This window comes from Ruminococcus sp. (assembly GCF_019423705.1).
In the GTDB taxonomy this organism is placed as follows: Bacteria; Bacillota; Clostridia; order Oscillospirales; family Ruminococcaceae; genus Hominimerdicola.
Map to the genome: position 1 here is coordinate 71,184 of NZ_JAHZAX010000002.1, position 26,840 is coordinate 98,023.

Below are 26,840 nucleotides of genomic sequence, written 5' to 3' on the forward strand. Positions count from 1 at the left end.
GGAGCGGTGTGAAAGTTTTTCAAGTATCACTCGCCGTGTTTCCTGCGTTAAAGGACAGGATATTGATTTCTGTTATTCGTTTTCAGAATGCGTATCTGTGAGCCGATGAAATTTCATCGGAAAATTGGGTGGCACCACGGTTCTATCGTCCCATAACTAGATGTTATGTGTGATGACAGGACTTTTTTTATTGCAATTTTTTATGTCAGCGGTTTCCCAATGCCCCGCCGATAATTTTAACTGGAGGAATATTTATGCTGTATCCCGAGACTGAACAAGTAAAGAAATTATTCGAGAATTATGAGACTGTGCCTGTATTCTATGAACTTCTTATGGATTCCTGCACACCTATCCAGCTTTTCAACTGCCTGCACGAAGCTTATGATGATTGCTTCATTCTTGAATCGGTTGACAACAAAGATCAATGGGGCAGATATTCATACGTCGGTATCGACCCGAAGAGCGAGTACATTCTCAACGACCACGTTATAACGATAAAGGAAAAAGGCAAGGCTGACGAGACTGTAAAGGTGGATAACCCTATCGAGTATCTCTCAAAGGTCGTTGAGGCTCACAAGTCTCCCCGCTTCAATAATTATCCTAAGCTCACAGGCGGTCTGATCGGATTTTTCACATACGATATGGTGAGATATTTTGAGAAAACTCTCTGCAATCCGCCAAAAGACGATCTTCACCTCCCTGACGCTGATCTTCATCTCTTTGAGAAGATCGTTGCATACGATCACCTTTCAAATAAGGCTGTTATCATTCTTAACATCAACAAGAGCGATGATCTTGAAGCAAAGTACGCTGAGTGCGAAAAGGTCTGCAATGATATTGTTGACACTCTCAAGAAATATAGACCTGTCATCAAAACGCCAACAAAGGCTGAGGACGATATAACGGTAACTTCAAACATCACAAAGGAACATTACCTTGCGAATGTTGAAAAGGCTAAGGAATACATCAAGGACGGCGATATCTTCCAGATAGTTCCGTCACAGAGATTTGAGATCGACAATCCGCCGGACAGCTTTGATGTTTACAGAATGCTCCGTTCAACGAACCCTTCACCTTATCTTTATTATTTCAAGCACAATGATTATGCTGTTGCAGGTGCTTCTCCTGAAATGCTCGTTTCAGTTGAGAACAAGACGGTTGTCACAAGACCTATCGCAGGCACGATCAAGCGTGGCGCAACCTATGATGAAGATATCCGCAACGAGCAGCAGCTTCTTAACGATCCAAAGGAAAGAGCTGAGCACACAATGCTCGTTGACCTTGGCAGAAATGATATCGGCAAGGTATCAGAATTCGGTTCAGTTGTAGTTACGGATCAGATGATAGTTGAGAGATATTCAAAGGTTATGCACCTTGTATCAAATGTAAAGGGTACTCTCAGAGACGATAAGAAACCACTTGACGCTCTTATGGCCGTGCTTCCAGCAGGAACACTTTCGGGTGCGCCAAAGGTTAGAGCTATGGAGATCATCGACGAGCTTGAGACAACAAAGAGAGGTCTTTATGGCGGAACAGTCGGATATCTCGCATTTGACGGTTCGATAGATACTTGTATCGCAATAAGAACTGTTCTTTTCAAAAACAATAAGGCTTATGTACAGGCAGGCGGCGGCGTCGTTGCTGACTCGATACCGGAGAATGAATATCAGGAATCCTGCAACAAGGCAATGGCTGTTATCAATGCCATAAGAGAAGCCAGCAAATTATAATTTAAGGAGTTTATAACAATGAGTAAAGATATTATTTTAACAGGCGACAGACCAACAGGCTCTCTTCATCTCGGCCACTATGTAGGTTCTTTGAGAAAGAGAGTTGAGCTTCAGAACACAGGAAAGTTCGATCAGTTCGTTATGATCGCTGACCTTCAGGCGCTTACAGATAATGCTGACAATCCCGAGAAGATAAGACAGAACATTCTTGAAGTAATGCTCGATTATCTTGCAGTCGGACTTGAGCCTGACAAGACAACTTTCCTTGTTCAGTCTCATATCCCAGCGCTCTATGAGCTGCCAATGTATTATTCAAACCTTGTTACGATGTCAAGACTTGAAAGAAACCCGACTATCAAATCTGAGATCAAACTCAGAAACTTTGAAAGAAATCTCCCTGTCGGCTTTATGACATATCCTATCAGTCAGGCAGCAGATATCACAGCTTTCAAGGCTAAGTATGTTCCTGTTGGTGAAGATCAGTTGCCAATGCTGGAGCAGGCAAGAGAGATCGTAAACAGCTTCAACAGAATTTACAAGTGCGATATCCTCGTTGAGCCACAGGCAGTTCTTCCAGACAACGAAAGCTGCAACAGACTTGTTGGAACAGACGGCAACACAAAAATGAGCAAGTCTCTCGGCAACTGCATTTACCTCAAGGACGATGAAAAGACCCTCAAGCAGAAGATAATGTCAATGTACACCGACCCTACACACATCAATGTGAACGACCCAGGTCACACAGAGGGCAACCCCGTATTCATCTATCTTGAAGCGTTCAGCAAGGAGGAAGATTTTGCTAAATACTTCCCTGATTATAAGAACCTTGCCGAAATGAAGGAACATTATGAGCGTGGCGGCCTCGGCGATATGAAGTGCAAAAAGTTCCTTAACAGCGTAATGCAGGAATTTCTCGCACCAATCAGAGCGAGACGTGAAGAGTATGCAAAGGACAAGGAAGCTATCCTCGAAATGCTCAAAAAGGGTACGCAGCACGCAATCGAGGTATCAAACGAGACTGTTTCGGAGATCAGAAATGCGATCGGCATAAATTATTTCAACGACAAGACTTTTATTGATAAATTTGTACTGTAAAGGAAGATTACTATGATTTTACTTATCGACAACTATGACAGCTTTACTTACAACCTTTATCAGGCTGTGGGCGTATTGAACAAAGATATAACAGTAGCAAGAAATGACGAGATCACTCTTGATGAGATCGAAAAGATGAAGCCCGACGCTATCATCATCTCCCCTGGTCCTGGCTATCCAAAGGATGCAGGTATCTCCGTTAACGTTATCAAGACATTCAGCGGCAGAGTTCCTATCCTTGGCGTTTGTCTTGGTCACCAAGCAATTGCCGAAGCTTTTGGCGGCAAGATAGTTCACGCAAAGCAGCAGCTCCACGGCAAGCAGACTGATATCAACCTTAACACAGCTAATCCGCTTTTCAGCGGTCTTAAGAGCACTATCAAGGCTGCAAGATATCATTCTCTCGTTGTTGACAGCATTTCGCTCCCGACTTGCCTTTCAGTTATCGCAACTGACGACACAGCGCAGATTATGGCTATCAGACACAAAGAGCACCCAACTTACGGCGTTCAGTTCCACCCAGAGTCTATCCTTACAGGCGAAGTTGGCAACATCATCATCGAGAACTTCCTCAACGATATCGCAGGCATAAAGACCACAAAGACTAAGTCCGCTTCCCTGCCCGACAATGAAAGAGTTGAGCTTAAGAAATATCTCAAACAGGTCTGCGAAGGCAATTCACTTACTGAGGACGAAGCTTATAAGGCAATGGATATCATTATGAGCGACAGAGCTTCAAACGCTCAGATAGCTTGCCTGCTGACAGCTCTCAGAATGAAAGGCGAGACTATCGACGAGATCACAGGCTTCGCAAAGGTTATGAGAGAGAAAATGGCTAAGGTCAATGTTTCTGATACTCTCGATATCGTTGGCACAGGCGGAGACCTTTCAAACAGCTTCAATATCTCCACAACATCTTCATTCGTTATCGCAGCCGCAGGACAGAAAGTCGCTAAGCACGGCAACAGAAGCGTTTCCTCAAAGAGCGGCGCTGCTGACGTTCTTGAAGCCCTCGGCGTAAAGATACAGTCAACTCATCAGCAGGCTGAACAGTCTATCGAAGAGATCGGACTTACTTTCCTCTTTGCTCAGTCATATCACTCAGCAATGAGATTTGTCGGCCCTACAAGATCGCAGATCGGCGTAAGAACAGTTTTCAATATCCTTGGCCCTCTTGCTAACCCTGCAAAGGCTGATTATATGATCCTCGGCACATATGATCCTGACCTTCTCGAGCCAATGGCAAAGGTGCTTATGAACCTTGGTATCAAGCGTGCAATGCTGGTTTACGGCAACGACAGGCTTGACGAGATATCAATTTCAGCTCCAACAACTATTTGCGAGATCAACGGCGGAAAGCTTATCAAATATGAGATCAAGCCTGAGGACTTTGGCCTCAAGCGTGGCAAGCTTGCTGATATCGTTGGCGCAGATGCAAATGGCAATGCTGAGATCACAAAGGGTATCCTTGACGGCTCTATCAAGGGTGCAAAGAGAGATATCGTGCTTATGAACGCAGGCTGTGCGCTTTATATCTGCGGCAAGTGCGAGAGCATTGAGGACGGCATTAAGACTGCCGCCGAAATGATCGACAGCGGCAAGGCTCTTAAGAAGCTTGAAGAGCTCATTGAATTTACAAACAGAGGATAATTATGATACTTGATAAGATTTGCGATAAAAGAAAAGAACAGCTCGAAAGAGATATCTCAAATGTATCTAGGGTAGATATAAAGGCTATGGCTTTGGATAAGGAATATAAAACAGTTTCCTTTTCAAAGGCGATAAAGCAGGACACCCTTTCGGTAATAAGCGAAGTCAAAAAGGCTTCGCCCTCAAAGGGTCTTATCTGCCCGAACTTTGACCCTGTCAAGACTGCAACTGAGTACGAGAAAAACGGTGCAAATGCTATCTCTTGTCTGACTGAGGAGCATTATTTTCAAGGCTCGGCGGAATATCTCAAGGAGATCAGAGCCGCAGTAAAGCTACCGATACTCCGCAAAGATTTTATCATCGACGAGTATCAGCTTTATGAAGCAAGGGCGATCGGTGCGGACGCTGTTCTGCTTATTTCAGCTATCCTCAGCGAGGAGCAGATGAAAGAATATTCCGATATCGCCCACGAGCTGGGACTCGAGTGCCTTGTTGAAGTACACAATGAGGACGAATACAAGAAAACTCTTGGCTTCAAGTCCGATATGCTAGGTATCAACAACCGAAATCTTTACACATTCGATGTTGACCTTGAAACAACAGGCAGGCTCAGCCGTATTGTTGGTGAGCAGGCTGTGCTGGTATCTGAAAGCGGTATCAAGAATAATGCTGATATGAAGCAGGTAAGAAGCTTTGGCGCAGACGCCGTGCTTATCGGCGATACACTTATGCGCAGTGGTAATATCGGCGACACCCTTCGTGCGCTGAGAGAGGGCGTTTGATATGACAAAGATCAAGATATGCGGTATGCGCCGTGTTGATGATATTCTTTACGTCAATAAATATCGCCCTGATTATGCTGGCTTTATTCTGTCACAAGTCTTTAAGCGGACTGTTGATCTTGACACTTTCTGCGAGCTTGAAAGCCGTCTTGATAGAGATATCAAGCGTGTTGGCGTTTTTGTAAACGAGCCTTTGGAGAATATTATTGCGCACTATGCTGACAAGCTTGACGTTATACAGCTCCACGGAGATGAAAGTGCGGAGTATATCACAAAGCTGAAAGAAAACTGTGGTCGAGAGATATGGAAAGCGGTTCGTGCTCAGACATCGAACGATATCGAAAGAGCCTGCGCACTTCCCGTCCATAAGCTGCTTATCGACAGCTTCAGCGCAAAAAGCTATGGCGGCACTGGCAAACGTGTTGATCTTGACATAGTGAAAAACGCAAATATCACAAAGCCGTTTTTTCTTGCAGGCGGACTTAATGCGGAAAATGTGAATGAAGCCATTGCGGAAGTTCAGCCATTCGGCGTTGACTTTTCAAGCTCGGTGGAGACCGACGGCTTTAAGAGTGAAGAAAAAATCACTGAAATAGTCGCAAAGATAAGAAACGGTATCTGAAATAAACTAACTGAAAGAAGGATTAAAATGAATAAGATCGGACGCTTCGGTGAATTCGGCGGACAGTATATTCCTGAAACTGTTATGACCGCCGTTCACGAACTGGAAGAAGCATACAATAAATATAAAGACGACCCCGAATTCAACAAAGAGCTTCAGGAGCTTTATCACAATTATGCAGGCAGACCTTCAATGCTCTACTATGCCGAAAAGATGACAAAGGATATTGGCGGAGCGAAGATTTACATTAAGCGTGAGGATCTTAACCACACAGGTTCACACAAGATAAACAACGTTCTCGGTCAGATACTTCTTGCAAAGAAAATGGGCAAGAAGCGTATCATCGCCGAAACTGGCGCAGGACAGCACGGCGTTGCAACTGCCACAGTCTGCGCTCTTATGGGTCTTGAATGCGAAGTTTATATGGGCGAGACCGATATGAAGAGACAGTCGCTGAACGTTTACAGAATGAACCTGCTTGGCGCAAAGGTAACAGGCGTTGCAAGCGGTACGGCTACCCTCAAGGACGCTATTAATGAAGCTTTCAGAGATTGGGTATCAAATATCGACACAACATTCTATTGTATCGGTTCAGTAATGGGTCCTCACCCATATCCAACAATGGTTAGAGATTTTCAGAAAGTTATCAGCGCTGAGATCAAGTCTCAGCTTATGGAAAAGGAAGGCAGACTTCCCGACTGTGTTGTTGCCTGCGTAGGCGGCGGCTCGAATGCAATGGGTGCTTTCTATAACTTTATCGAGGATAAGTCAGTTAAGCTTGTTGGCGCAGAGGCAGCAGGCAGAGGCATTGATACACCTGACCACGCTGCAACAATTGCAAAGGGTTCGCTGGGAATTTTCCACGGAATGAAGTCGCTTTTCCTGCAAAATGAATATGGTCAGATCGACCCTGTATATTCGATATCCGCAGGTCTTGATTATCCAGGTATCGGCCCTGAGCACGCTTATCTTAATTCTATCGGCAGAGCTCAGTATGTTGATATCACAGACGAGGAAGCTGTTTGCGCATTTGAATACCTTTCAAGAATGGAGGGCATTATCCCTGCCATCGAATCATCTCACGCAGTTGCAGCAGCCCTCAAGATCGCACCAACAATGGATAAGGATTCTATCCTTGTTATCAACCTTTCGGGTCGTGGCGACAAGGACGTTTACTCAATAGCAAGATACAGGGAGGTCGAACTCAATGAAGAATAGGATCGACGCTTGCTTTGAACAGCTCAAAGCAGAAAACAGAAAGGCTCTTGTAACATTCATCACCGCTGGTGATCCAGATATGGACACAACAGAAAAGTGCGTGCTTGAAATGTATGATAACGGCTCTGACATAATTGAGATCGGCGTGCCATTCTCCGACCCGATCGCAGAGGGTGCGACAATTCAGAAGGCTTCCCTCAGATCGCTGAGCGCAGGCACGAACCTTGACAAGATATTTGACCTTGTAAGAAAGCTCCGCACAAAGACTGATAAGCCAATGCTGCTTATGATGTATATAAATACAATTTTCAAGTTCGGCACAGAAAAGTTCTTTGAGCTTTGCAAAGCTACCCAGATCGACGGCGTTATCGTGCCGGATATGCCGTTTGAAGAGCGTGAAGAGCTTGAAGAAGCTGCTAAAAAGAACGGAATTTACACAATATTCCTTGTAGCGCCGACTTCTCACGAAAGAGTTAAGATGATCGCAGCAAAGTCAAAGGGCTTCCTTTATGTTGTATCGTCCCTCGGCGTAACAGGTATGCGTTCTGAGATCACAACAGACTTCAATGAGCTTCTTGCTCCGCTGAAAAACGGCGATTACTGCCCTTGCTGCATTGGTTTCGGTATCTCCAATCCTGAGCAGGCAAAGAAAATGTCTTCTTACGCTGACGGCGTTATTATGGGCAGCGCTATCGTTAAGATAGTCGAAAAATACGGCAAAGAAGCTCCAAAATATGTGGGCGAATTTGTCAAGTCAGTCCGTGAGGGTATGGACAGCTAAACATAACAAAACAAGGCTCTGAGAAAAACTTCAGAGCCTTTTATAATGCGCAAAAAAGCCACGGAGAAAATTCCGTGGCTTTTGATATATAAACTTATGCGTTTTTCTTGTTGAATGCAACAACAGCGTCATTGATAGTCTTGAGCTCTGCGTCAACAGTTGCAGAATAAGACTCTCTGAGCTCTGTCCAAGAGAACTGCTTGCCATTATCGTCAGCCTTATTTGTGTATTCATAAAGCTTTCTTGTTACACAGTTGCCGTCCTCGTTTGCGTTGTCGTCAGACATTGTGGAAGAGATACCGTAACCATAATCGAATACCTGCTTGTACTCGGAAGATGAGCAGTCAACGATGACCTGATACATATCCTCTGTCCAGTTCGGGTTAGCGTTAAGGAATTTCTCCTTGCCGTTCTGCTTGTATGTCTCGTCCGTGTTAGACATACGGCAGCATTCATACCAGCACTTAACGGCTTCATTTGCTGTTGAACCTCTTACCCACATATAAGCCATCATATCAGATGTCATATACTTCTCGTCTGTGTTAGGGTCGGAAGGAACAGGAACAACTCTCCAAGTATCAGCATCGGAAGGACCATTGTTGCCTGTCATTGCCCAAGTACCCATACAATAGAACAGCAGATTGCCGTCTTTGAGTGCCTGCTTAGCATTGCCGAGCCAGTTACCGTTTACATAACCGTTCTTACCGATCTGATAAAGGAGATCCTCTGCTCTTTCGATATCCGGATCGTTTATATTGCTGGTGAACTGTTCACCATCGTAATTGACCATTGTCTTACCTGTCTGCTGGATGACCTGCGTCTGGAACCAGCCATTGATACCAAATCTTTCAGTATCAGCAGGTGCGTTGCTTACAAATTCAGCCATCATATCGTACCAATTATCCCAGTTCCATTCGCCGTTCTGATACAGCTCATATGGATCGTCAAGACCCTCGGCGTCGATGATATCCTGATCGTACATCATAAGTGTGCCGACTGAGAAGCTGATAGGTGCAACATAGTGCTTTCCGCCCATAACGAACTTTTCAGCGCTGTCCTTAACATCGACCCACAGCGGATCGTCAAAGTTTACGATATCGTCAACAGGCTGATACATATCTTTGAGCACCTGTGCAGGGAATGCCATCCACTCATACTTGAATATATCAGGCACGTTCTGCTGTGACATAATAGCACTTGCGAGCTTGTCAAACTTTTCGCTGTCAGTTACCTGTGTGTACTCGACCTTGCCGCCCTTGTTGTTGAACAAAGTCATTTCGACAGACTTGTCCTCGCCCTTTTTCTCGTTAGGGTTCAGATCGTATGTACCCATCCAGCGGATAGTTTTCTGAGCGTCGTCAGGGATATCTGCAATCTCCTGTGTGTCCTCGACCTTAACTTTCTTTACAGTCGAAACCTTTGAACTGCTGTCACCTGTCGAGCCGCAGCCTGCAACAGCAAAAACTGATGTGAGCGCAACAGATAAAGCCAATAATCTTTTGATTTTCATAATAACCTCCAAATAGAATATCTAACGTATTCTGATATTTACCTTTACATTATAATGCTTAGTGTAAACGTTGTCAATTCTCAAATTAAACAAAGCTTACGCACATCTTTGTTTAATTTGAACATTTTAAAAGTAATAAATGTGAAAATATTAAACTAATGCTGTTATGCCACTTGAAAAATATATCATAATGTTGTATAATAAAAGTGATGATAAGCAAAAATATATTTACTTTGGTTTGGAGCTATGTTAATGAAAAAGATAGAGATTTTTACCGACGGCGCTTGTTCGGGCAATCCCGGCCCTGGCGGATACGGCGTCATTCTGAGATATAAAGGCACGACGAAAGAGCTTTCGGGCGGTGAACCTAATACCACCAACAATCGTATGGAACTCACCGCTGTTATAACAGGTCTGAAAGCGCTTAAAGAGCCTTGCGAGGTCGAGCTTTACAGCGACTCGAAGTATATAATCGACGCTGTTACAAAGGGCTGGGCAAAAAAGTGGCAGGCTAATAACTGGGTCAAGTCGGATAAGAAAAAAGCCATTAACAGCGACCTTTGGGCTGAGTTATTGGCGCTTTTGGACGTTCACAAAGTCACGTTCAATTGGGTCAAGGGTCACGCAGGTCACCCCGAAAATGAACGCTGCGACGAGCTTGCTGTTATGGGTTCAAAACAGTTTAAATAATTATTAAATTTCTGTTAAGTTAGCGAAAGCTATTGCATTTTGTAGTAATTTAGTATATAATAAAATAGTAAATTTATATAAGAAAGGTATGATTTAATTGGAAAAGAGATTTGTTTATGCAGACAACTCTGCAACGACCAGAGTATCGCAAAAAGCTCTTGACGCCGCTCTGCCTTATTTTACTGAGCTCTACGGAAATCCGTCAAGTATATACACGCTGGGAATGGACTGCGCAAAGGCAGTTCTTAAAGCGAGAGAACAGGTCGCAGAGGCATTGGGCGCTAAGGTGAATGAGATATACTTCACCGCAGGCGGCTCTGAGTCTGACAACTGGGCTATAAGAGGCTGCGCACAGCTGGGCGAAAAGAAGGGCAAGAAGCACATCATCACAACTTGCTTTGAGCACCACGCTGTTCTTCATACTTGTCAGTATCTTGAAAAGCTCGGCTTTGAGGTAACATACCTCCCTGTTGGCGAAAAGGGTCTTGTAACAGCACAGCAGGTGGAAGAGGCTATCCGTGAGGACACTTGCCTTGTAACTATTATGGCTGCAAACAATGAGATCGGTACTATTCAGCCTATCGGAGAGATCGGCGAGATTTGTCACAAGCACGGCGTATGGTTCCATACTGACGCTGTACAGGCTGTGGGCAATATCGAGATCAATGTCAAGGATATGAATATTGATATGCTGTCACTTTCAGGACACAAGCTCCACGCACCAAAGGGCGTTGGCGTGCTTTATGTCAAGACAGGTATCAATCTGCCAAACCTTATTTACGGTGGCGCACAGGAGAGAAATAAGAGAGCCGGTACTGAGAACGTGCCTTCTATCGTTGCTCTCGGCGTTGCTATCACAGACGCTGTCAAGGATATCCCTGCTAAGAACGATCGTGTCCGCAAGATGAGGGACAGGCTTATCAAGGGACTTCTTGAGATCCCAGAGTCAAGACTTAACGGCGATATTGAGCACAGACTTGCTGGTAACATCAACATTTCTGTAAGAGGCGTTGAGGGTGAAAGCTTACTGCTGACACTTGACCTTAACGGCATTTGCGCTTCATCGGGTTCAGCTTGCACGAGCGGCTCACTTGACCCGTCTCACGTTCTTCTTGCATTGGGACTTCCTCACGAAGTTGCTCACGGTTCTCTGAGATTTTCTATCAATGACGAAAACACAGAAGAGGATATCGACTATATCCTCGAAGTGCTCCCCGGCATTGTAAAGCACCTCAGAAGTATGTCACCTTTGTGGGAGAGAATTTGCAAGACTGAAAATATCCACGATTATACATTAGATTAGGAGGATCATTATGATATATAGCGAAAAGGTTATGGATCATTTCGCAAATCCAAGAAATGTCGGCGAGATCGAAGACGCTGACGGCGTTGGCGAGGTTGGCAACGCAAAGTGCGGAGATATTATGAAGATGTATATTAAGGTAAACGACGGCATTATCACAGATGTCAAGTTCAAGACCTTTGGCTGCGGCGCTGCTGTTGCAACATCTTCAATTGCTACTGAAATGATCAAGGGCAAGAAGCTTGAGGATGCTCTCAAGCTCACAAACAAGGCTGTTGTTGAGGCTCTTGACGGTCTGCCGCCGGCAAAGCTCCATTGTTCAGTTCTTGCTGAGGAAGCTATGAAGGCTGCTATCTCTGACTATTACAAGAGACAGGGTATCGACCCGGAGCCATTTGTAGGCAAGCAGTCTGCTCCGAATTGCGAAAATTGTAATGTCTGATAGAGTTTTAGTTGCTATGAGCGGCGGCGTAGACAGCTCTGTTTCCGTCAAGCTTCTACTTGATGAGGGTTATGACGTTGCAGGCGCTACAATGCGGCTTTACAGCAATGAAGACATCGGGCTTGAAAAAACAAGGACTTGCTGCTCTCTCAATGATGTTGAGGACGCACGTTTTGTGGCTTTCAAGCTGGGTATCGACTTTCACGTTTTCAATTTTTCCGACGATTTCAAGCATTATGTCATCGATAATTTCGTTGACACTTATCTTGAAGGCGGCACGCCTAACCCTTGTATCGAGTGCAACAAGCATTTGAAGTTCACCAAATTCTATGAGCGTGCAAAGCTCCTTGGCTTTGATAATATCGCAACGGGACATTATGCTACCCGTGAATTTGATGAAAAAAGCGGCAGGTGGCTGCTAAAGCGTTCACCCGACAGATCAAAGGATCAGAGTTATGTGTTATATGGTATGACGCAGGATCAGCTTGCGCACACCCTCTTCCCTGTCGGCGAAATGCACAAAGACAAGATAAGAGACATTGCCGAGGAGAACAAGCTTATAAACGCCGCTAAACCCGATTCGCAGGATATATGCTTTATCCCCGACGGCGACTATGCTTCATTTATAACAAAGCGCAGCGGAGAGCAGAAAATAGGCGATATCGTCCTGTCCGACGGCACAAAGCTGGGCACTCATCGTGGACTGATACATTACACTATCGGTCAGCGCAAGGGCGTAGGCGTTTCGTATAGCGAACCGCTTTTTGTGGTGGACAAGGATATGGAAAATAATCGCCTTATTATGGGCAAGGCTGACGAGATATTCCGTGACGAGCTCGTGGCAGGCGATGTTAATTTCATAATTTTTGATAAGCTCACAGAGCCGGTTAAGTGTACGGCTCAGACACGTTATCATCAAAAGGACGCTGGCTGCACCATATCACCTCTTGAGGACGGTAAAGTGCTTGTCAAGTTTGATGAGCCGCATAAGGCTATCTCAAAGGGACAGGCAGTCGTTTTCTATGATGGAGAATATGTTATCGGCGGCGGAACGATCTTATAAACAAAAAAACAAACCCACAAGCGAAAAACTTGTGGGTTTTATTATGTCTTAAATTAGCTACCTGCCTTTTTGTGAAGCGATCTAAACTCCGCAGGAGAAAGCATTTCGTGCTTTTTGAACACCGCACAGAAGTAACTGCAATCGTTGTAGCCGACTTCTGCGGCAATCTCATTAATGTTGAGTTTGTCCTCAAGGAGCAAAAGCTTTGCCTGTTGGATACGCTTTCTCGCAAGATATTCAAATGGTCTGAGGTTCAAGCACTCTTTGAATAATCTACAAAGATACTGCGGCGAAAGGTCAATAAGATCGGCAAGTTCAACCAGCGTGAGTTCTTTCTGAAAGTTCTTGTCAATATAATCTATTACAGGCTGGAGCTGATTGAGCTTCTGACCGTCCTGACTGCCGTTTTGCAGATTAACTACTCTGTGCAGCTCGATAAAGAACTGATACAGATTGGCGGAGCATTGGTGGCCGCAGTAATAGTAATTCGTTTTCATAAGATAAAGTATCTTCTTGAAAATTGCGTCAACTGCGTTAAGGTCATTGATATGGAAAACCTTGGCTTTTTCGAGTTTGATATGCTTGAGCAGCGGCAGGACTTCTCTGCCCTCAAAGGTTATCCAATGAGTCTCCCAAATATCTCCTACAGGATAATATTCGTGTGGAACAGACGGCGGCAGATAAAATGCGTCGCCGGGCTTGATATCGTACTCTTGTCCATCAAAAATAATGTGGCCTTGTCCCCTTGTGCAGTAGATTATCTGATGATTGGGATAGCCGTCTTCTCTTATAAAATGAAATTCCTTGTCCCTTGCGCCGACGCCAAGCACATAAAGCGGAAGATTGACTTCGTCGCTGAGGACAGGGTAATAGTAATCGGTCATAATGACTCTCGCTTTCCTATAAATTCTATAAATATGACTACAATTTGATTTCATATTCTTTTATTATATATTATCACAACATCGCAAAAAAGTCAAGAATTTTCAAAAAATATGTTGTACAAACTCCGTAAATATGGTACAATAGTAATAGTGAATGATCGTTGTTATCCCTTTGAAGGAAAGGAGATAGTTTATGATAAAAAAGATCATAGCATTTATTACAGCGGCCGCAATTGCGTGTATGCTTCCGCTGACAGCACTTGCTAAAACGGTTGAGAATGAAGTAAGCGTGCCGCCGAAAATAGTTGTTTTGGGCGACTCAATCGCCGCTGGCTACGGCCTTGAGGGCTTTTCTGAGGACAGATATTCCTGCGACTCTTATGCCAATATCCTTTACAGCGAGTATAAGAAAGTGCTTCCCGATGACTGTCCAACTGACCTTGCAAATCTCTCAGTTGTGGGCGATACCTCACTGCAGCTTTTAGATCATCTGCAAAACAAGGAATATGACGATAAGCTGAAAGACAGCGACTGCGTTATAATTTCTATCGGTGGAAACGATATCCTAGGGCTGTTTCTTGACTTCCTTATGAATGATCTGGGCATAACACCCGACACCACAACGGAGGAGCTTCTTGACAAGACCAAGGATATTATGGGCATAGCGATGGATATGAAAAATATGTCCGACGATATGGACAAGGCGCTTTCTAGATTTGGCGACAGGCTCAATTCTGTTATCGACTACATAAACACCCAGACCGACGCCACAATTGTTATGCAGACACTTTACGATCCGCTGGATAATTTCACACAAGGCATAGTTTTTCAGAGTATGTCAAAAGAAAAGATAACAAAACTCAACAAGATCATCACGGATAATGCCACCGATGAAAATGGAAAAGAGCGTTATCTTGTGGCGGACGTTTACACCGAATTCAGCGACCACGGAACTGAGTTCACGAACATCTCCAAATATGACATACACCCAAATAAAGACGGTCATACTCTTATCGCTTCCTGCATAGACAAGGTAATAAGGACAAAAACTTACACCTACACCAAGCAAGTACCCGACAGCGATAAGTTCAGTAAAAAAGACGTCACGATCATCGCAATATCTGCCGCTGCTTGTGCGGCAATAATCGTCGCAGTTATTGTGACAATAAAACACAAAAAGAAAGGATAAAATTATGAACATCTTTCTTATTGATTTTGAAAATGTAAAATCAAAGGGTCTCACGGGTATCGACAAACTTCCCGAGACCGATAAGGTCATCATCTTTTATAGCGAAAATTCCGATACCATAAGCTTTGAAATGCACCAAAAAGTGCTGACTTCAAAGGCTGCTATCGAGTATTTCAAAGTCCACGTCGGCGGCAAGAATGCCCTTGATTTCCAACTTTCCACACTGCTGGGCTATCTTATCGCCAAGGACGAGTACGAAAATGTCGTCGTTATAAGCAACGATCGTGGCTTTGATTTTCTCCACGATTTTTGGCACGGCCCTTATATCGAAGCCCACAAGGCCAACGTCCTGAGAACAAGAACTATTCAGGCGGCAATAAATTACAATGATAATCAGCAGCGCCTTGCAATGGGTCTTGTTGTGGCTGAGCCTGTTGAGGACGATTTAGAAGAAGAGCTTGAGACTGAGACAGAAAATGAAGCCGCAGCTAAGTCCGAAGTCGTACAAACGCTGGAGGAGACCACAGAAGAGGAAGCCGTTGCTGTTGATGAGCCGGCAAACGAACCTGTTGAAGCAACTGAGGTTACAGAAGCAGTTGCTTCTCCGACAGAAACAGAAGAGGAAGAACCTATCGAAGCTTGTGCACCCGATCTTCCTACCGAAACACTGGTAGAACCTATTGAAACAGCAGAGCCAGAGAAAGAGCAAGCTCCAAAGCGTAAGCCGAGAAAGAAACGTGTTGTTGGCTATAAGGCGAATCTTCAGTCGATACTCAGCGAGATCTGCAATGATGAACAGATCGAAACTATAGGCAAGCTTATCCCCGAATCAAACACCAAGGAAGAGCTTCACAATTCTTTGGCAAAGGTCTATAAGCAACAGGCAACAGACTTTTACAAACTGCTCCGCCCGAAATATCTCCGTCTGAAAGGCCTTTATGACGATGAAAACGGCGTTAAAACTGAGGAAAACAAGCCCGAAGTAGTTGCGGCAGATATTGCAGCTTCAGACAATGTCGAGCCCGAAAAGATAATCTATCACGATGTTCTGACAGTCAAGCTTTCAGAGCTTATGGATAAAAAATGTTCTGACGACGAGCTTGAGCGCATTAAGCAATGCGTTGTCGAGGCGGACACAAAGCAGCAGCTTTACATCAAAATGGTGAAGGCGTTCCGCAAGGAAAAGGGCTGCGCATTTTACAATGTCATTAGGTCAGAATATCAGACTTTACACAAAATGGTACAGGAGAATGAAATATGAAATTGATGATAGCTTCCGACATTCACGGCTCGGCTTATTGGTGCGAAAAAATGCTCGCTGCATTTGAGAAAAGCGGTGCTGAAAAGCTTGTGCTTTTGGGCGATATACTTTATCACGGCCCAAGAAACGACCTTCCAAAGGATTATGCGCCGAAAAAGGTCATAGCAATGCTCAATCCACTCAAAGACAAGCTTCTTTGCGTTCGTGGCAATTGCGATACAGATGTCGATCAAATGGTGCTGGACTTCCCTGTTATGGCTGAGTATGCTTATATCTGCTGTGACGGTCTGCGCATTTTCGCTACTCACGGTCACAAATTCAATTGTGACCACCTGCCGCCGGTCTCAAAGGGCGATATTCTCCTTCACGGACACACACACGTTCCTGTTATAAAGGATTGCGGCGATTACACATACATTAACCCCGGTTCGGTCTCAATTCCTAAAGAGAATTCGGCTCACAGTTATCTGATACTTGAAAATGGCGAGTTCACATTCGGCGCACTTGACTAACACAAAAAGGCAGCTATCAAAGCTGCCTTTTCTTATGCCTATTTGATTGTTGTTTCAAGTCCGTTCACGGCGATCTCAGGGTCGTCAAGGTCAATAATAAGGCACTTTCTGCCGTCGATTATCTGCGTTTTGACCTTGTCGACAGCGTCCTTGCCGATGTTCACAGTAATGCTCGGCGCAGTCACAACAGTTTTTTTCTCCACAAGGTTGATAGCGGTCAGCGGCTTGTCGCCAACAGCAGATTCATACACCTTCGGCAGATTATCAAGTTTATCCTGACTGACACCAGCCTCCCACAAAATCGACGAAAGCTTGTGGTCGTCAATTGTCGGTATCTCCGTTTCGTGGGCGTTCTGATCCACAACTTCCTGTATTTTCTCGTTCACAGTCGTGATGAGATCATAGTCAAGCTCATCGCCCACAACATTGTTGAGTATCGCCTTGAAAGTTTCTTTCTCGTTCTGACAAGTCATTGAAAACTCACAGCCCAGTAGCTCGTTCACAACGCTGGTGTTCGGCTTCTTAGGATTTTTCGTGTAATAAAGCACGCCATTAACGTCGGGCGAGCGGTCATTGAACAGCGGATACAAAAATCCGTCCGTCGGCAGCTCAACTATCCTGTCGCTGGATTCTTTCTTTGCGATCGAATTATTCTCTTCGTTGTAAATAAGCCCGTCAATACGCAGATTTACGGGGCAGATCGCAGTAATGAGGAAGTTGTAATCAATGTCAGAATCCTCTTCAAAATCGTCATTCTTGTTCTTTTTGATGACGGAATATGTGCAATGCGCCGTGAAGATCGTGTATGTAGAAACGTATTCCATTTTCTCCACGATCTCGTTTAGAAACTTATCTACAGCTTCTTCGTCAAGCAGCTTGCTTTTGAGAGTTGCGTACAAAAACGGCTGAGCTCCGCCCTCGAGATATGCGTCCTTCGGGAACGAATACTCCAGCAGATTTTTGCCGATAGAGCCGCTGAGAACCTTCTTGAGGTTTATCATAATGAGCTCTGATTCGTCCTGCGGAATGGTGTTGTAAAGCTGGTTAGTCTTGCATTTGATGTTCTTTTCAGCGTCCACAAACGCCGTAACAACGTGATTTACGGTGAAAAAGCCACAGTCGTCGTTAAAATTTTTCTTTATTTCAGCAATTTCTTTCTTGTTCATTTAGGTGCCCTCCAAAATCAGTTAAGATAATTATATCATAATTTTCACCGATTTTCAAGACAAAAATAAAAAATCCCGCAGCGCAAGCCACGGGATAATTTTATCAGCAAATTAAACTGGGTGAACCTTGTTTTCAGCGTCGGAATGCTTTCCGTCAACGCCGTACTTTCTGTCACGTCTGTCCTTGAAGAACTTAGGCGCAACCTTCGGGAACATTGCATATGTGAGGATATCCTCTTCCTGCTCTGTCCACTCAGCAGCTTCCTTCTTCATTGTCTCGAACTCTGGCTGGAGAAGGTCGGCTGGACGGCAAGTGATAGGCTGCTCGTCACCGAGAATCTTCTTCTGGAACTCTGGGTCGATAGCAACTGGTGTCTTGCCATATTCGCCCTTAACAAGACCCTTGAACTCCTTAGTTACAGTCTTGTATCTCTCGCCCATAATTACGTTGAACACAGCCTGTGTACCAACGATCTGGGATGTTGGTGTAACCAGCGGTGGGAAACCAGCGTCCTTACGAACCTTTGGAACTTCCTTGAGAACGTCCTCAAGCTGATCTGCCTTGCCGGCCTGCTTGAGCTGTGAAAGGAGGTTCGAGAGCATTCCGCCCGGAACCTGATAAAGAAGCGCATTTGTGTTTGTTGCCAGCATTGAAGGGTCAAGCAGACCATTGTCAATGTACTTCTTTCTGAGTGTCATAAAGTAATCTCTTACTTCATTGAGCTTAACGAGGTCAAGACCTGTGTCATACTCTGTGCCCTTGAATGTAGCCACTATAGACTCAGTAGGAGCGTGTGATGTACCAAGTGCGAGAGGTGACATTGCTGTATCAACAGCATCAACGCCAGCTTCAACAGCCTTGAGGATACACATAGAAGCAAGACCTGATGTGTAGTGTGTGTGGAGCTGTACAGGGATCTTAACAGCGGACTTGATATCCTTAACGAGAGTTTCAGCCTCATAAGGAGTAAGAAGCGCAGCCATATCCTTGATACAGATAGAGTCAGCACCGGCACTCTCAATCTGCTTAGCATAGTTCATATAATACTCGTGTGTGAATACTTCACCAAGAGTGTAAGAGATTGCGACCTGAGCGTGACCATTTTCCTTCTTAGCAGCCTTGATAGCTGTCTCAAGGTTTCTGATATCGTTCAGAGCGTCGAAAATTCTGATGATGTCGATACCGTTTGCGATAGACTTCTGTACGAAATACTCAACAAGGTCGTCAGCATAGTGACGATAACCAAGCATATTCTGACCTCTGAAAAGCATCTGAAGCTTTGTGTTAGGCATTTCTTTTCTGAGGATACGAAGTCTCTCCCAAGGGTCTTCGTTCAAAAATCTGATACAGGAATCAAATGTAGCGCCGCCCCAGCACTCAGCGGAATAGAAACCGATCTTATCCATTGTAGAAAGAATAGGGCGCATATCGTCCATTGACATTCTCGTAGCCAAGAGTGACTGGTGAGCGTCACGAAGGACTGTTTCAGTTATTTTAAGCTTTGCCATTTTAAATCGTTCCTTTCGTTAATTTTTCAGGAGTATTGATTAGCCGATAACAGCAAGAACTGTACCGGTCTCAACAGCAGAGCCCTTTGTTGTGTTGATGCTGAGCACCTTACCATCGCAAGGAGCGTTTACGTCATTCTCCATCTTCATAGCTTCGAGTACGCAGATAGCCTGACCTGACTTAACTGTGTCGCCAACAGCTACCTTGATGTCAAGGATTGTACCTGGCATTGGAGCAGATACTTTTGTGCCCTCAGCAACAGGAGCAGCGGCTGGAGCTGGTGCAGGAGCTGCGGCAGCAGGAGAAGGTGCAGCTGCAACAGGTGCAGAAGCAGCGCTTCCGCCAACTTCCTCAACTGCAACGTCATAAGCTTTTCCGTTTACTGTAATATTATATCTTTTCATATTATAAAACCACCAATCTTAAATTTGATATGTTTAAATTACAACTGAATGTTGCTGTGCTTCTTAGGAAGTCTTGAAATTCTCTTGCCTGCCATAACTTCGATAGAGTTCATAAGTGTCTCTCTGATCTCGTTCTTAGCGATAACGCCGTCAACACAGCCGTTAGCAGCAGCAACAGCAGCAGAAGCGTTTTCCTTTGCGAACTTGTCAGCAAGCGCATTTCTTGCAGCGGTAAGGTCTTCAGCGCCCTTGAGCTCATCGTGCTGGAGGAACTCAACAGCAGTTACAGGAGTAAGTGCAGATACAGAAGCTGTATCGAGAGCGAATGACAGGTCAGCGTTTGCGCCCTTGCCGGCAAGTGCGATGAATGCAGGGCCGTATGCCTTGCCTGTTACAACAGCAAGCTTGATAGTTGTTGCCTCAGCATATGCGTGGCAAAGCTTAGCCATATCCTTAACTGCGCCGTAAGCCTCAGTCTCGTCGTCAGCCTTGAATCCCTCTGTGTCAACGATAGTTACAACAGGGATAGCGTAAGAGTCACAAGTTCTTACAAATCTTGCGATCTTTGAGCAGTCAGCAGATGTGAGCTTATCGTCAGTCTTGTTTGTTGCAACAACACCAACAGTAGCGCCGCCCAGTGTTGCGAGAGCTGTGTAAGAAGCCTTGCCGAACTCAGCATTGAGCTCGATAACGCTGTCGCCGTCGCAAACAGCCTTTGCTATGCCCTCAGCGTCGTCGCCAACAGCCTCAGTTGGGTCAGCAAATTCGTACATTGGAACAGGTGAAAGGTTGTTCTGTGGGAGCTTTGTAAGTATATTCTTAGCAGCCTCAACAGCAGCCTTGTCATCATCACAGACAACAGCAGCAGTACCGTTTTCAGCAGCATTCTCAGCAGAGTTCTTTACATTTGCGTTTGGTGCAACATAAAGCTCAGCGTCCTTAGCGATAACTGTGAAATCAGCAGACTCAGCAAGCATTGCAGCACAGCCGGCGCAAGTACCTGCAACAACAGCGATCTGAGGAACAACACCTGAAAGGTTGTTTGTCCACATAAGAAGCTCACCATAAGCATTTAGAGCCTTTGAACCGTCGCTAACGTCAGCGCCGAATGAATCATAGATACCAACAACAGGAACGCCTGTCTTAGCGGCGAGATCATATACCTTTATGATCTTCTTAGCCTGCTCTTCTGAAAGAGCGCCGTCCTTGACGGTGATATCCTGTGAAAAAGCATAAACTGGGTTTCCTTCAACATAACCGAAAACGGTGATAACACCGGCAAGGTTGTCGCCCGATTTAGCCAAAGCGCCAAGCTCTGTAAATTTTCCTTCGTCAAACAAATATGTCAGCCTGTTTCTTGCAGCAGTAGGAGCCGCAGCCTTAGCCTTGAGCTCAGCAAGAGTTGAAATTGAATCAGACATACAGTTTCCTCCATTCAATTAATTTTTGTGATAAAATAGCGCAAAATTACTTGTTTTTATCATATTTATACACTTACTATTATACTATTTTTTTTTGCAATTTACAAGTACAAATTGTCCCATTTTAAGAGATTTTACGTTTAGTATTATAATCAATATCTATGTGCAGGATTTATTAAGCATTTTGCACAATAAGAACAGGCGGAACACAGTTATTCCGCCTGAAATCACCTATTATTTCTTGGTTATAGCGTTTCTGAGGGCTCTCAATTCGTCCGGTTTGAGCTCTCTGTACTCTCCTGGTTTGAGCATACCGAGCTTGATGGGACCGATAGCAGTTCTTTTAAGTCTTGCCACCTCAAGTCCCACAGCTTCGCACATTTTTCTTATCTGTCTGTTTCTGCCCTCGTGGATAGTCATTTGCAAAACCACTCTGCCCGGCTGCTTGTCCAAAACAACGACTGAACACTCTTTGGTCATTTTGCCGTCTATTTCCACGCCCGAAGCAAGCTTTATAAGCTGCTCATCGTTTACATCGGGTCTCACAGTAACACGATATGTCTTTGCAACGTGTCTTGATGGGTGCATAATATCGTTTGCGAAAGCGCCGTCATTTGTAAAAAGCAGCAGACCCTCAGAGTTCTTGTCAAGTCTGCCGACAGGATAAACTCTCTCGGGAATGCCCTCAAGAAGCTCAGTAACACACTTTCTGTCCAGCTCATCGCTCATCGTGGTCACATATCCTCTCGGTTTGTGGAGCATAATGTAATAAAGCTGTCTCTTCTTTGCAACGAATATCTTCTCGCCGTCAAGGGTGATAAGATCCTTGCCTGGCAAAGCCTTGTCGCCAAGCTTGCAAGGTCTGCCGTTGACCTTGACACGACCTGCCGAAATGTATTCCTCAGCCTTTCTTCTTGAGCAAACGCCGCTGTCTGCCATTATCTTCTGAATACGAATTTTTTCCATATGTTCTCCTTAATATGTACGGCTCATTTCGAGCCTTTACGAAAATATACTCTTTATCCTGTCAATATAATACTCTATAATGCTCGGCTTGTCAACCTCTGCCCTGCTGTAATTTTCTTTTACGATGATCGGCTTCTCTGCGATAACTCTGCCATTGTAGCTATATACCACCTTGCCCACCTGCTCACCGTTCTTTACTGGCGCATAAGCAAAAGCAGGCAAATAAACCATAGTCTCAACCTTTTGCGCATAGCCGTTGAGCAGCACAGCCTCAGCCGTTTCCGTCTCACAGAGCACTTTGTCACTATCGCCGCCCACGATATTCAGATAATATTTTTTCTTGTCAAGCGGCAGCGCTTGCATTGAAATAAACTCAAAGCAGTAGTCATAAAGCTTTGAATGGTCATTCCAGTCGTCGGGCGCATTAAGCGTTACGCAGATAAGCTCCGCACCATTTCTATCACAAGCCGAAACAAGACAGCGCCTTGCTTTATCGGTAAAACCCGTCTTAACGCCAACAATGCCCTCACAACTTTTCAGAAGCTTATTCGAGTTCATAAGCCAGCGCTCATAAGGCGGATCGCCAAAGCAGACCTTTGCACTTTTCTGCGAGCATATGGCACGGAAGTCAGCATTTTTCATTGCTTCCGCCGTCAGCCTTGCCATATCATAAGCCGTTGAATAATGCTCATCGGTATCATCATCAAGTCCCGACGGGGTCACAAAATGCGTGTCCACAAGCCCAAGCACTTGCGCTTTGTCGTTCATCAGTTCAACGAACTTTTGCGTGCTTCCTGCGACTTTGACCGCCGCAGCATTGGCAGCGTCGTTACCACTTGGCAGCAACATTCCATAGCACAGATCACGGAGCGTGACCTTGTCGCCCTCTTGCAAGCCCATTGATGAGCCCTCAACCTTGATAGCTTCGCTGTCAACAACAAAACGCTCATCAAGGCCGCCGCTTTCCAGCACCAGCAGCACCGACATTATCTTTGTTGTGCTCGCCATAGGCAGCTGCTCGTAGGCGTTTTTCTCAAAGAGGATATCCCCTGTTTCGCCATTGTAAACAATTGCGCTTTTCGCCGATATCTCGCTGATATCGGCGGCTTTGACCCTTACAACGCCCGTCACAGCCGTCATAACAGCCGCCGTCAGCACCGCAAGCCACTTCACACAAACCACACCCTTAAAAACAAATTTCAAGAGTTAGTTTGCGCATATAGTTCATAATAATTCAGTAAATTTATTCCTCGTCTGCGTCGTCAGACTTCTTGTTGAGAAAATCTGTTATCTTGTCTATAACTTCCGGTACCATATTCACGATAGCGTTTTCCTTTGTACTGTTCATAGTGAGCTGCAAAAGCTTAACTTCGCCCTTGTAAACTGCGATAAATGCGATTGGCTGGATAGTTATACCAGCGCCCGAACCGCCGCCGAAAGTCTCTTTTGTGGACTTTGTAGGCAGGTCAGAACCGCCCGATGCAAAGCCGAACGATACCTTTGAAACAGGGATTATTGTCGTGCCGTCAGCCGTAACGATAGGCTTGCCGACAACGGTTTCACAGTCCACCATTTCGTGAATTTTTTCCATTGCAGTCTTAACAAGACCTTCGATCTTTGTGCTCTCGCTCATTTTTATCAACCTTTCATTAACTCAGATTATTTATCCCGATATTTTCAGCCGCAGCCTTTGCTTTTAGCTCACGCTCCTTGCGGTGCTTCTTTCTTGCCTTCTTTTCGGCGCTTCTCTTTGGAAGATATATCCTCAGAAAATTCACGCAAACGCAGAAGCAAATTGCGATAACAGTGCTTGGGCGCACCCTCACCACTGTATGAATGTCATAATCGAACGCCTTTTCATTGAAAATGCAGTTGACGTCCGCCTTTTTTATTTTAACCGTAAATATCCCCGATATCAGCGCAATGACATTAAATAATCCGCCCTGCACCTTGCCGTAAAGCATAGCCGCCTCATAAGCGTCCTCTTTGCCAACGCTCAGCTCGATTTTCGTGTCCGTGAAGCGTATCGTTTTGAGCAGTTTCTTGAAATATTTCCAGCCCATTGGGATATACGGCTTTATAACATTGTATTTTTCTTTTAGATCGTCAAGCTTGCTTTTCTTTTTGCGAGATTTCTTCGCTTTAGGTTTATCCTTTGGCTTTTTCTCACGCTTGAACGCTGAAAAAAAATTTTTCTTCTTAACAGGCTTGCTTTGCTGAACTTCTTCAACTTCGGTGATATTATCCGAACTTTCCATTTTGGTAACGCTCAACTTATCATTGGCGCTGTCAGTATCGTCTGTTTCAATAGTTTTGATATTATCCGCAGTCTGCTGAACGTCGTCAGTCAGAATATTCTCAGCTTTGACCTCTTCCGAAGCTTCTTCATCGTCCATGATATCGGTATTATCAGCCGTCTGAACATTCCCCATCACATCATTATCGCTGTCGGAAAAATCATCGTCAAGACTGACCATAAACTCGTCAAAATCATCAGAAAATGGCTCACCGATATCCTCTTTTGTAGGCTCGGAACTTCCCTTTTTGCGGCTCTTTTTGACCTTTTCTTTCTTAGGCGGACGTGGGTAAATATCGAAAAAAAGATATTTTACTTTCGGATCAAACCCGCTCTTGTCAAGGTCGATCTTCGCCGTGATAGAAAAGTGGAGCATAATAACAATAAAAGCTATTATTCCAAGTATTATCCATAATACTATTATTGCTATCATCTCCTTTGCCGATATATGCTAATTTTTATTCTTCGTCATTTTCGCTGTCATTATTTTCAATGACCTGCTCAATAGTCACCTGTTCCTGCTGATCGGGCAGCGGTGGCAGACCGTCAAGGCTTGAAAGCTGAAAACAGCGCAGAAAAGTGTCCGTGGTCTTGTATGCGATAGGTCTGCCGGGCAGATCAAGTCGTCCAGCCTCAGTAAGCAATCCTTTCTCGACGAGAGAGTTCACAACGCCCGAAGAGTCAACACCCCTGACGTGCTCAACAAAGCCCTTTGTGACAGGCTGATTATACGCAACGATAGTAAGGGCTTCCATCGCCGCAGGAGACAGCACGGAGTTTTTCTTTATCTCCAGCGCTGACTTGATAAAATGCGCAAAGTCTTCTTTTGTCGTGAGCTGATAAGAGTCGTTTAGCTTCACAAGCTTTATGCCGCTGTCTGTCCTGTCATATTTTTCTTCAAGCTTGCCGATTATCTCTTCAAGCTGCTTCTTGACAATGCCGACAGCTTCGCATATCTTTTCAGTTTCAACAGGCTCGCCGCTTGAAAACAAAACAGCCTCCACGGCGGCAATCATTACTGTATCTTCCATATTTCAAATCCTTTTCTTATTTTAACCATAACGCCAGTAATTTTTCATATCATCATCGCCAACAGGAGAATATCCCCAATAATAACGGCGGCGAGACCAATAATTCGGCTTGAAAGTCGTGTACGGCGTGATATCCGCAAGCTGTTTCATAAGCTCGATCTCGTAAAGCGCCTCCGCTGAGATCACTTCGTTGTGCTCGTCATCTTCAATTTCAATCGGCTGAACAACTTCCGTTTTTATATCTTCATCTATAATTGCATCAGCGCTTTCCGATACCTCATCAATAGCTGTCTCTTCGTCAACGGCCTCCGCCGAAGCTTCTTCGACCTTGTCGTCCATAGGCGCATAAGCCGTTATGTAGTTTGAAGATATTCGCTCCGATCGTGAAGCCACAGGCTTTCTTATCTCTTCATATGTGGGCTTCTGATAAAGCTTGTAGATATCCTCTTCATCGGTCACTTCCGACTTGTCACTTTCGTCAGCCTGCGTATCTATCTCGATATCATCAAGGCTTTTGACTTCTTCATTCTCGGCATTATCAGCGTTATTATCTTCAACGCTTTCCTCCTGTTGTACAGGCTTGTCGAAGTCAGATTCTATTTTGCGATTTTTTGAAGCCTTGTTAAAGAATATCTTCGAGTTGTCGTCATTAAGAAAGATCCTGCCCGACTTTGTAAGCTCAAGTATCGCAAGAAAAGTAGCGACCTTTTCACTCTTGTCAGTCATTCCGTCATAAAGATTGCCCATATCACATTCGCCACTATGATAAAGCCGCTTGAGCACATAAATTATCTTCGATGTCACCGACACGATCTTGTGGGACACGATAGGCTCAAACATTTTCGCTTTCAGCGGAACGCTCTGCCTTGCCTTTTTGGATATGCCCATATAAGAGTCATAAAGGCTCTGCGGCTCGTGTATCCTGCTGTAAGTCTTGTCAACAGGCAGCTTGAGTGGGCTTCGCACAAAGAGCAGGTCGCCTGCATAGCTTTCACGCAAAGTCTGCGCCGCAAGCTTGCAGAGAGAATACTCGATTATCCTGCCCTCCAGCTCTTTTTTGAGCTCCTTAGCCTCATCATCGTGGGGCAAAAGCGAACAGGTCTTGATATAAATGAGCCGTGCCGCCATTTCGAGAAAGTCGGCGGCGTCCTCATAATCTTCGTGATCGAGATTGTTTATATAGTCCATATACTGCTCAAGAAGCAAGGATATCTCAATATCGTAAATATTCAATTTGTGCTTGCTGATAAGATGAAGAAGCAGATCAAGCGGTCCTTCAAACATATCCAGCTTGAATTGAGCAGCACTCATTAC

General features: G+C 44.8%; 26 protein-coding genes and 1 other annotated feature (1 of these 27 only partly in view). Of the genes, 14 read left to right on the forward strand and 12 right to left on the reverse strand.

Annotated elements, in window-relative coordinates:
• Nucleotides 1–156: a binding site (T-box leader), on the forward strand; it begins 102 nt to the left of the window's first position.
• Nucleotides 157–254: 98 nt separating this feature from the next.
• From trpE to trpA, 7 genes are read left to right on the forward strand one after another with little or no spacing between them, the layout of a single operon-like run.
• A complete protein-coding gene (trpE, locus tag QZ371_RS01930) occupies nucleotides 255–1,730 on the forward strand; it encodes an anthranilate synthase component I (RefSeq protein ID WP_295208300.1) in 1,476 nt (491 codons plus the stop codon).
• An 18-nt stretch (nucleotides 1,731–1,748) separates the two neighbouring features.
• Nucleotides 1,749–2,825 (forward strand): tryptophan--tRNA ligase, encoded by a 1,077-nt coding sequence (gene trpS / locus QZ371_RS01935; protein WP_295208303.1) that lies wholly within the window; start codon nucleotides 1,749–1,751, stop codon nucleotides 2,823–2,825.
• 12 nt (nucleotides 2,826–2,837) lie between these two features.
• On the forward strand, nucleotides 2,838–4,475 hold the full coding sequence (locus tag QZ371_RS01940; protein ID WP_295208306.1) for a bifunctional anthranilate synthase component II/anthranilate phosphoribosyltransferase: 1,638 nt from the start codon (nucleotides 2,838–2,840) through the stop codon (nucleotides 4,473–4,475).
• Between the two features lie 2 nt (nucleotides 4,476–4,477).
• Nucleotides 4,478–5,257, forward strand: a complete 780-nt coding sequence (trpC, locus tag QZ371_RS01945) for an indole-3-glycerol phosphate synthase TrpC (RefSeq protein WP_295208309.1) — start codon at nucleotides 4,478–4,480, stop codon at nucleotides 5,255–5,257.
• Nucleotide 5,258: 1 nt separating this feature from the next.
• Complete coding sequence (locus QZ371_RS01950) at nucleotides 5,259–5,879, forward strand: phosphoribosylanthranilate isomerase (RefSeq protein ID WP_295208312.1); 621 nt, start codon at nucleotides 5,259–5,261, stop codon at nucleotides 5,877–5,879.
• A 27-nt stretch (nucleotides 5,880–5,906) separates the two neighbouring features.
• Complete coding sequence (trpB, locus tag QZ371_RS01955; RefSeq protein WP_295208315.1) at nucleotides 5,907–7,097, forward strand: tryptophan synthase subunit beta; 1,191 nt, start codon at nucleotides 5,907–5,909, stop codon at nucleotides 7,095–7,097.
• Nucleotides 7,087–7,878, forward strand: a complete 792-nt coding sequence (gene trpA, locus QZ371_RS01960; RefSeq protein WP_295208318.1) for a tryptophan synthase subunit alpha — start codon at nucleotides 7,087–7,089, stop codon at nucleotides 7,876–7,878. Before trpB ends, trpA begins: the two co-directional genes overlap by 11 nt.
• A 94-nt stretch (nucleotides 7,879–7,972) precedes the next feature.
• Here trpA and QZ371_RS01965 read toward each other — a convergent pair whose 3' ends face one another.
• The gene (locus QZ371_RS01965; RefSeq protein ID WP_295208321.1) at nucleotides 7,973–9,388 is read right to left on the reverse strand and encodes an extracellular solute-binding protein; all 1,416 of its coding nucleotides are present in this window, start codon (nucleotides 9,386–9,388) and stop codon (nucleotides 7,973–7,975) included.
• Nucleotides 9,389–9,640: 252 nt separating this feature from the next.
• Here QZ371_RS01965 and rnhA point away from each other — a divergent pair, with 252 nt between their 5' ends.
• The 4 genes from rnhA to mnmA all read left to right on the forward strand — a co-directional run bounded on the left by rnhA (nucleotide 9,641) and on the right by mnmA (nucleotide 12,886).
• The gene (rnhA, locus tag QZ371_RS01970; RefSeq protein ID WP_295208324.1) at nucleotides 9,641–10,078 is read left to right on the forward strand and encodes a ribonuclease HI; all 438 of its coding nucleotides are present in this window, start codon (nucleotides 9,641–9,643) and stop codon (nucleotides 10,076–10,078) included.
• Between the two features lie 97 nt (nucleotides 10,079–10,175).
• The gene (gene nifS, locus QZ371_RS01975; protein WP_295208327.1) at nucleotides 10,176–11,381 is read left to right on the forward strand and encodes a cysteine desulfurase NifS; all 1,206 of its coding nucleotides are present in this window, start codon (nucleotides 10,176–10,178) and stop codon (nucleotides 11,379–11,381) included.
• Nucleotides 11,382–11,391: 10 nt separating this feature from the next.
• Nucleotides 11,392–11,823 (forward strand): Fe-S cluster assembly scaffold protein NifU, encoded by a 432-nt coding sequence (nifU, locus tag QZ371_RS01980; protein ID WP_295208330.1) that lies wholly within the window; start codon nucleotides 11,392–11,394, stop codon nucleotides 11,821–11,823.
• Nucleotides 11,816–12,886 (forward strand): tRNA 2-thiouridine(34) synthase MnmA, encoded by a 1,071-nt coding sequence (mnmA, locus tag QZ371_RS01985; RefSeq protein ID WP_295208333.1) that lies wholly within the window; start codon nucleotides 11,816–11,818, stop codon nucleotides 12,884–12,886. Before nifU ends, mnmA begins: the two co-directional genes overlap by 8 nt.
• 53 nt (nucleotides 12,887–12,939) lie before the next feature.
• On the opposite strand, the gene QZ371_RS01990 is transcribed toward mnmA, so the two are convergent.
• Nucleotides 12,940–13,770, reverse strand: a complete 831-nt coding sequence (locus QZ371_RS01990; RefSeq protein ID WP_295208336.1) for an AraC family transcriptional regulator — start codon at nucleotides 13,768–13,770, stop codon at nucleotides 12,940–12,942.
• 193 nt (nucleotides 13,771–13,963) lie between these two features.
• Between QZ371_RS01990 and QZ371_RS01995 the strand changes: the two genes are divergently transcribed.
• Genes QZ371_RS01995 through yfcE form a run of 3 tightly spaced genes read left to right on the forward strand, consistent with a single transcriptional unit; the run spans nucleotide 13,964 to nucleotide 16,732 of the window.
• Nucleotides 13,964–14,959: a GDSL-type esterase/lipase family protein gene (locus QZ371_RS01995; RefSeq protein WP_295208339.1), complete on the forward strand. Its 996-nt coding sequence runs from the start codon at nucleotides 13,964–13,966 to the stop codon at nucleotides 14,957–14,959.
• 4 nt (nucleotides 14,960–14,963) lie between these two features.
• Entirely contained in the window at nucleotides 14,964–16,220 is a 1,257-nt protein-coding gene (locus QZ371_RS02000) for a PIN domain-containing protein (RefSeq protein WP_295208342.1), read from the forward strand.
• Entirely contained in the window at nucleotides 16,217–16,732 is a 516-nt protein-coding gene (gene yfcE, locus QZ371_RS02005; protein WP_295208345.1) for a phosphodiesterase, read from the forward strand. The genes QZ371_RS02000 and yfcE overlap by 4 nt, the downstream gene beginning before the upstream one ends.
• Before the next feature lie 38 nt (nucleotides 16,733–16,770).
• Here the strand turns inward: yfcE and QZ371_RS02010 are convergent, their stop codons facing one another.
• The 10 genes from QZ371_RS02010 to QZ371_RS02055 form a co-directional block, all read right to left on the reverse strand.
• Nucleotides 16,771–17,898 (reverse strand): DUF4317 domain-containing protein, encoded by a 1,128-nt coding sequence (locus QZ371_RS02010; RefSeq protein WP_295208348.1) that lies wholly within the window; start codon nucleotides 17,896–17,898, stop codon nucleotides 16,771–16,773.
• A 111-nt stretch (nucleotides 17,899–18,009) separates the two neighbouring features.
• Nucleotides 18,010–19,407 carry an oxaloacetate decarboxylase subunit alpha gene (locus QZ371_RS02015; protein WP_295208351.1) on the reverse strand — a complete coding sequence of 466 codons (1,398 nt, stop codon included), beginning with the start codon at nucleotides 19,405–19,407 and terminating at the stop codon, nucleotides 18,010–18,012.
• Between the two features lie 39 nt (nucleotides 19,408–19,446).
• The gene (locus QZ371_RS02020) at nucleotides 19,447–19,812 is read right to left on the reverse strand and encodes a biotin/lipoyl-containing protein (protein ID WP_295208354.1); all 366 of its coding nucleotides are present in this window, start codon (nucleotides 19,810–19,812) and stop codon (nucleotides 19,447–19,449) included.
• A 38-nt stretch (nucleotides 19,813–19,850) separates the two neighbouring features.
• Nucleotides 19,851–21,233 carry a carboxyl transferase domain-containing protein gene (locus QZ371_RS02025; protein WP_295208356.1) on the reverse strand — a complete coding sequence of 461 codons (1,383 nt, stop codon included), beginning with the start codon at nucleotides 21,231–21,233 and terminating at the stop codon, nucleotides 19,851–19,853.
• Between the two features lie 234 nt (nucleotides 21,234–21,467).
• Nucleotides 21,468–22,199, reverse strand: a complete 732-nt coding sequence (locus QZ371_RS02030) for a pseudouridine synthase (protein ID WP_295208359.1) — start codon at nucleotides 22,197–22,199, stop codon at nucleotides 21,468–21,470.
• Nucleotides 22,200–22,235: 36 nt separating this feature from the next.
• The gene (locus QZ371_RS02035; protein ID WP_295208363.1) at nucleotides 22,236–23,372 is read right to left on the reverse strand and encodes a D-alanyl-D-alanine carboxypeptidase family protein; all 1,137 of its coding nucleotides are present in this window, start codon (nucleotides 23,370–23,372) and stop codon (nucleotides 22,236–22,238) included.
• 70 nt (nucleotides 23,373–23,442) lie between these two features.
• Nucleotides 23,443–23,832 carry a GerW family sporulation protein gene (gene ytfJ / locus QZ371_RS02040; protein WP_295208366.1) on the reverse strand — a complete coding sequence of 130 codons (390 nt, stop codon included), beginning with the start codon at nucleotides 23,830–23,832 and terminating at the stop codon, nucleotides 23,443–23,445.
• A gap of 16 nt (nucleotides 23,833–23,848) precedes the next feature.
• Nucleotides 23,849–24,928, reverse strand: coding sequence for a hypothetical protein (locus QZ371_RS02045; protein WP_295208369.1), 1,080 nt, complete (start codon nucleotides 24,926–24,928; stop codon nucleotides 23,849–23,851).
• Nucleotides 24,929–24,953: 25 nt separating this feature from the next.
• Nucleotides 24,954–25,526 carry an SMC-Scp complex subunit ScpB gene (gene scpB / locus QZ371_RS02050; protein WP_295208372.1) on the reverse strand — a complete coding sequence of 191 codons (573 nt, stop codon included), beginning with the start codon at nucleotides 25,524–25,526 and terminating at the stop codon, nucleotides 24,954–24,956.
• A 21-nt stretch (nucleotides 25,527–25,547) separates the two neighbouring features.
• Complete coding sequence (locus QZ371_RS02055) at nucleotides 25,548–26,837, reverse strand: segregation/condensation protein A (RefSeq protein WP_295208376.1); 1,290 nt, start codon at nucleotides 26,835–26,837, stop codon at nucleotides 25,548–25,550.
• Between the last annotated feature and the right edge of the window lie 3 nt (nucleotides 26,838–26,840).

Excerpts from the sequence above, each read along its gene's own strand:
- mnmA (WP_295208333.1), top strand. The coding sequence starts at position 11,816 with ATGTCTGATAGAGTTTTAGTTGCTATGAGCGGCGGCGTAGACAGCTCT.
- QZ371_RS02045 (WP_295208369.1), bottom strand. The coding sequence starts at position 24,928 with ATGATAGCAATAATAGTATTATGGATAATACTTGGAATAATAGCTTTT.
- ytfJ (WP_295208366.1), bottom strand. The coding sequence starts at position 23,832 with ATGAGCGAGAGCACAAAGATCGAAGGTCTTGTTAAGACTGCAATGGAA.
- QZ371_RS02030 (WP_295208359.1), bottom strand. The coding sequence starts at position 22,199 with ATGGAAAAAATTCGTATTCAGAAGATAATGGCAGACAGCGGCGTTTGC.
- QZ371_RS02055 (WP_295208376.1), bottom strand. The coding sequence starts at position 26,837 with ATGAGTGCTGCTCAATTCAAGCTGGATATGTTTGAAGGACCGCTTGAT.
- QZ371_RS01965 (WP_295208321.1), bottom strand. The coding sequence starts at position 9,388 with ATGAAAATCAAAAGATTATTGGCTTTATCTGTTGCGCTCACATCAGTT.
- trpS (WP_295208303.1), top strand. The coding sequence starts at position 1,749 with ATGAGTAAAGATATTATTTTAACAGGCGACAGACCAACAGGCTCTCTT.
- trpC (WP_295208309.1), top strand. The coding sequence starts at position 4,478 with ATGATACTTGATAAGATTTGCGATAAAAGAAAAGAACAGCTCGAAAGA.
- QZ371_RS01950 (WP_295208312.1), top strand. The coding sequence starts at position 5,259 with ATGACAAAGATCAAGATATGCGGTATGCGCCGTGTTGATGATATTCTT.
- QZ371_RS02015 (WP_295208351.1), bottom strand. The coding sequence starts at position 19,407 with ATGGCAAAGCTTAAAATAACTGAAACAGTCCTTCGTGACGCTCACCAG.
- QZ371_RS02025 (WP_295208356.1), bottom strand. The coding sequence starts at position 21,233 with ATGTCTGATTCAATTTCAACTCTTGCTGAGCTCAAGGCTAAGGCTGCG.
- QZ371_RS01940 (WP_295208306.1), top strand. The coding sequence starts at position 2,838 with ATGATTTTACTTATCGACAACTATGACAGCTTTACTTACAACCTTTAT.
- trpE (WP_295208300.1), top strand. The coding sequence starts at position 255 with ATGCTGTATCCCGAGACTGAACAAGTAAAGAAATTATTCGAGAATTAT.
- trpB (WP_295208315.1), top strand. The coding sequence starts at position 5,907 with ATGAATAAGATCGGACGCTTCGGTGAATTCGGCGGACAGTATATTCCT.
- yfcE (WP_295208345.1), top strand. The coding sequence starts at position 16,217 with ATGAAATTGATGATAGCTTCCGACATTCACGGCTCGGCTTATTGGTGC.
- nifU (WP_295208330.1), top strand. The coding sequence starts at position 11,392 with ATGATATATAGCGAAAAGGTTATGGATCATTTCGCAAATCCAAGAAAT.
- QZ371_RS02010 (WP_295208348.1), bottom strand. The coding sequence starts at position 17,898 with ATGAACAAGAAAGAAATTGCTGAAATAAAGAAAAATTTTAACGACGAC.
- QZ371_RS01990 (WP_295208336.1), bottom strand. The coding sequence starts at position 13,770 with ATGACCGATTACTATTACCCTGTCCTCAGCGACGAAGTCAATCTTCCG.
- QZ371_RS02000 (WP_295208342.1), top strand. The coding sequence starts at position 14,964 with ATGAACATCTTTCTTATTGATTTTGAAAATGTAAAATCAAAGGGTCTC.
- rnhA (WP_295208324.1), top strand. The coding sequence starts at position 9,641 with ATGAAAAAGATAGAGATTTTTACCGACGGCGCTTGTTCGGGCAATCCC.
- QZ371_RS02020 (WP_295208354.1), bottom strand. The coding sequence starts at position 19,812 with ATGAAAAGATATAATATTACAGTAAACGGAAAAGCTTATGACGTTGCA.
- QZ371_RS01995 (WP_295208339.1), top strand. The coding sequence starts at position 13,964 with ATGATAAAAAAGATCATAGCATTTATTACAGCGGCCGCAATTGCGTGT.
- scpB (WP_295208372.1), bottom strand. The coding sequence starts at position 25,526 with ATGGAAGATACAGTAATGATTGCCGCCGTGGAGGCTGTTTTGTTTTCA.
- trpA (WP_295208318.1), top strand. The coding sequence starts at position 7,087 with ATGAAGAATAGGATCGACGCTTGCTTTGAACAGCTCAAAGCAGAAAAC.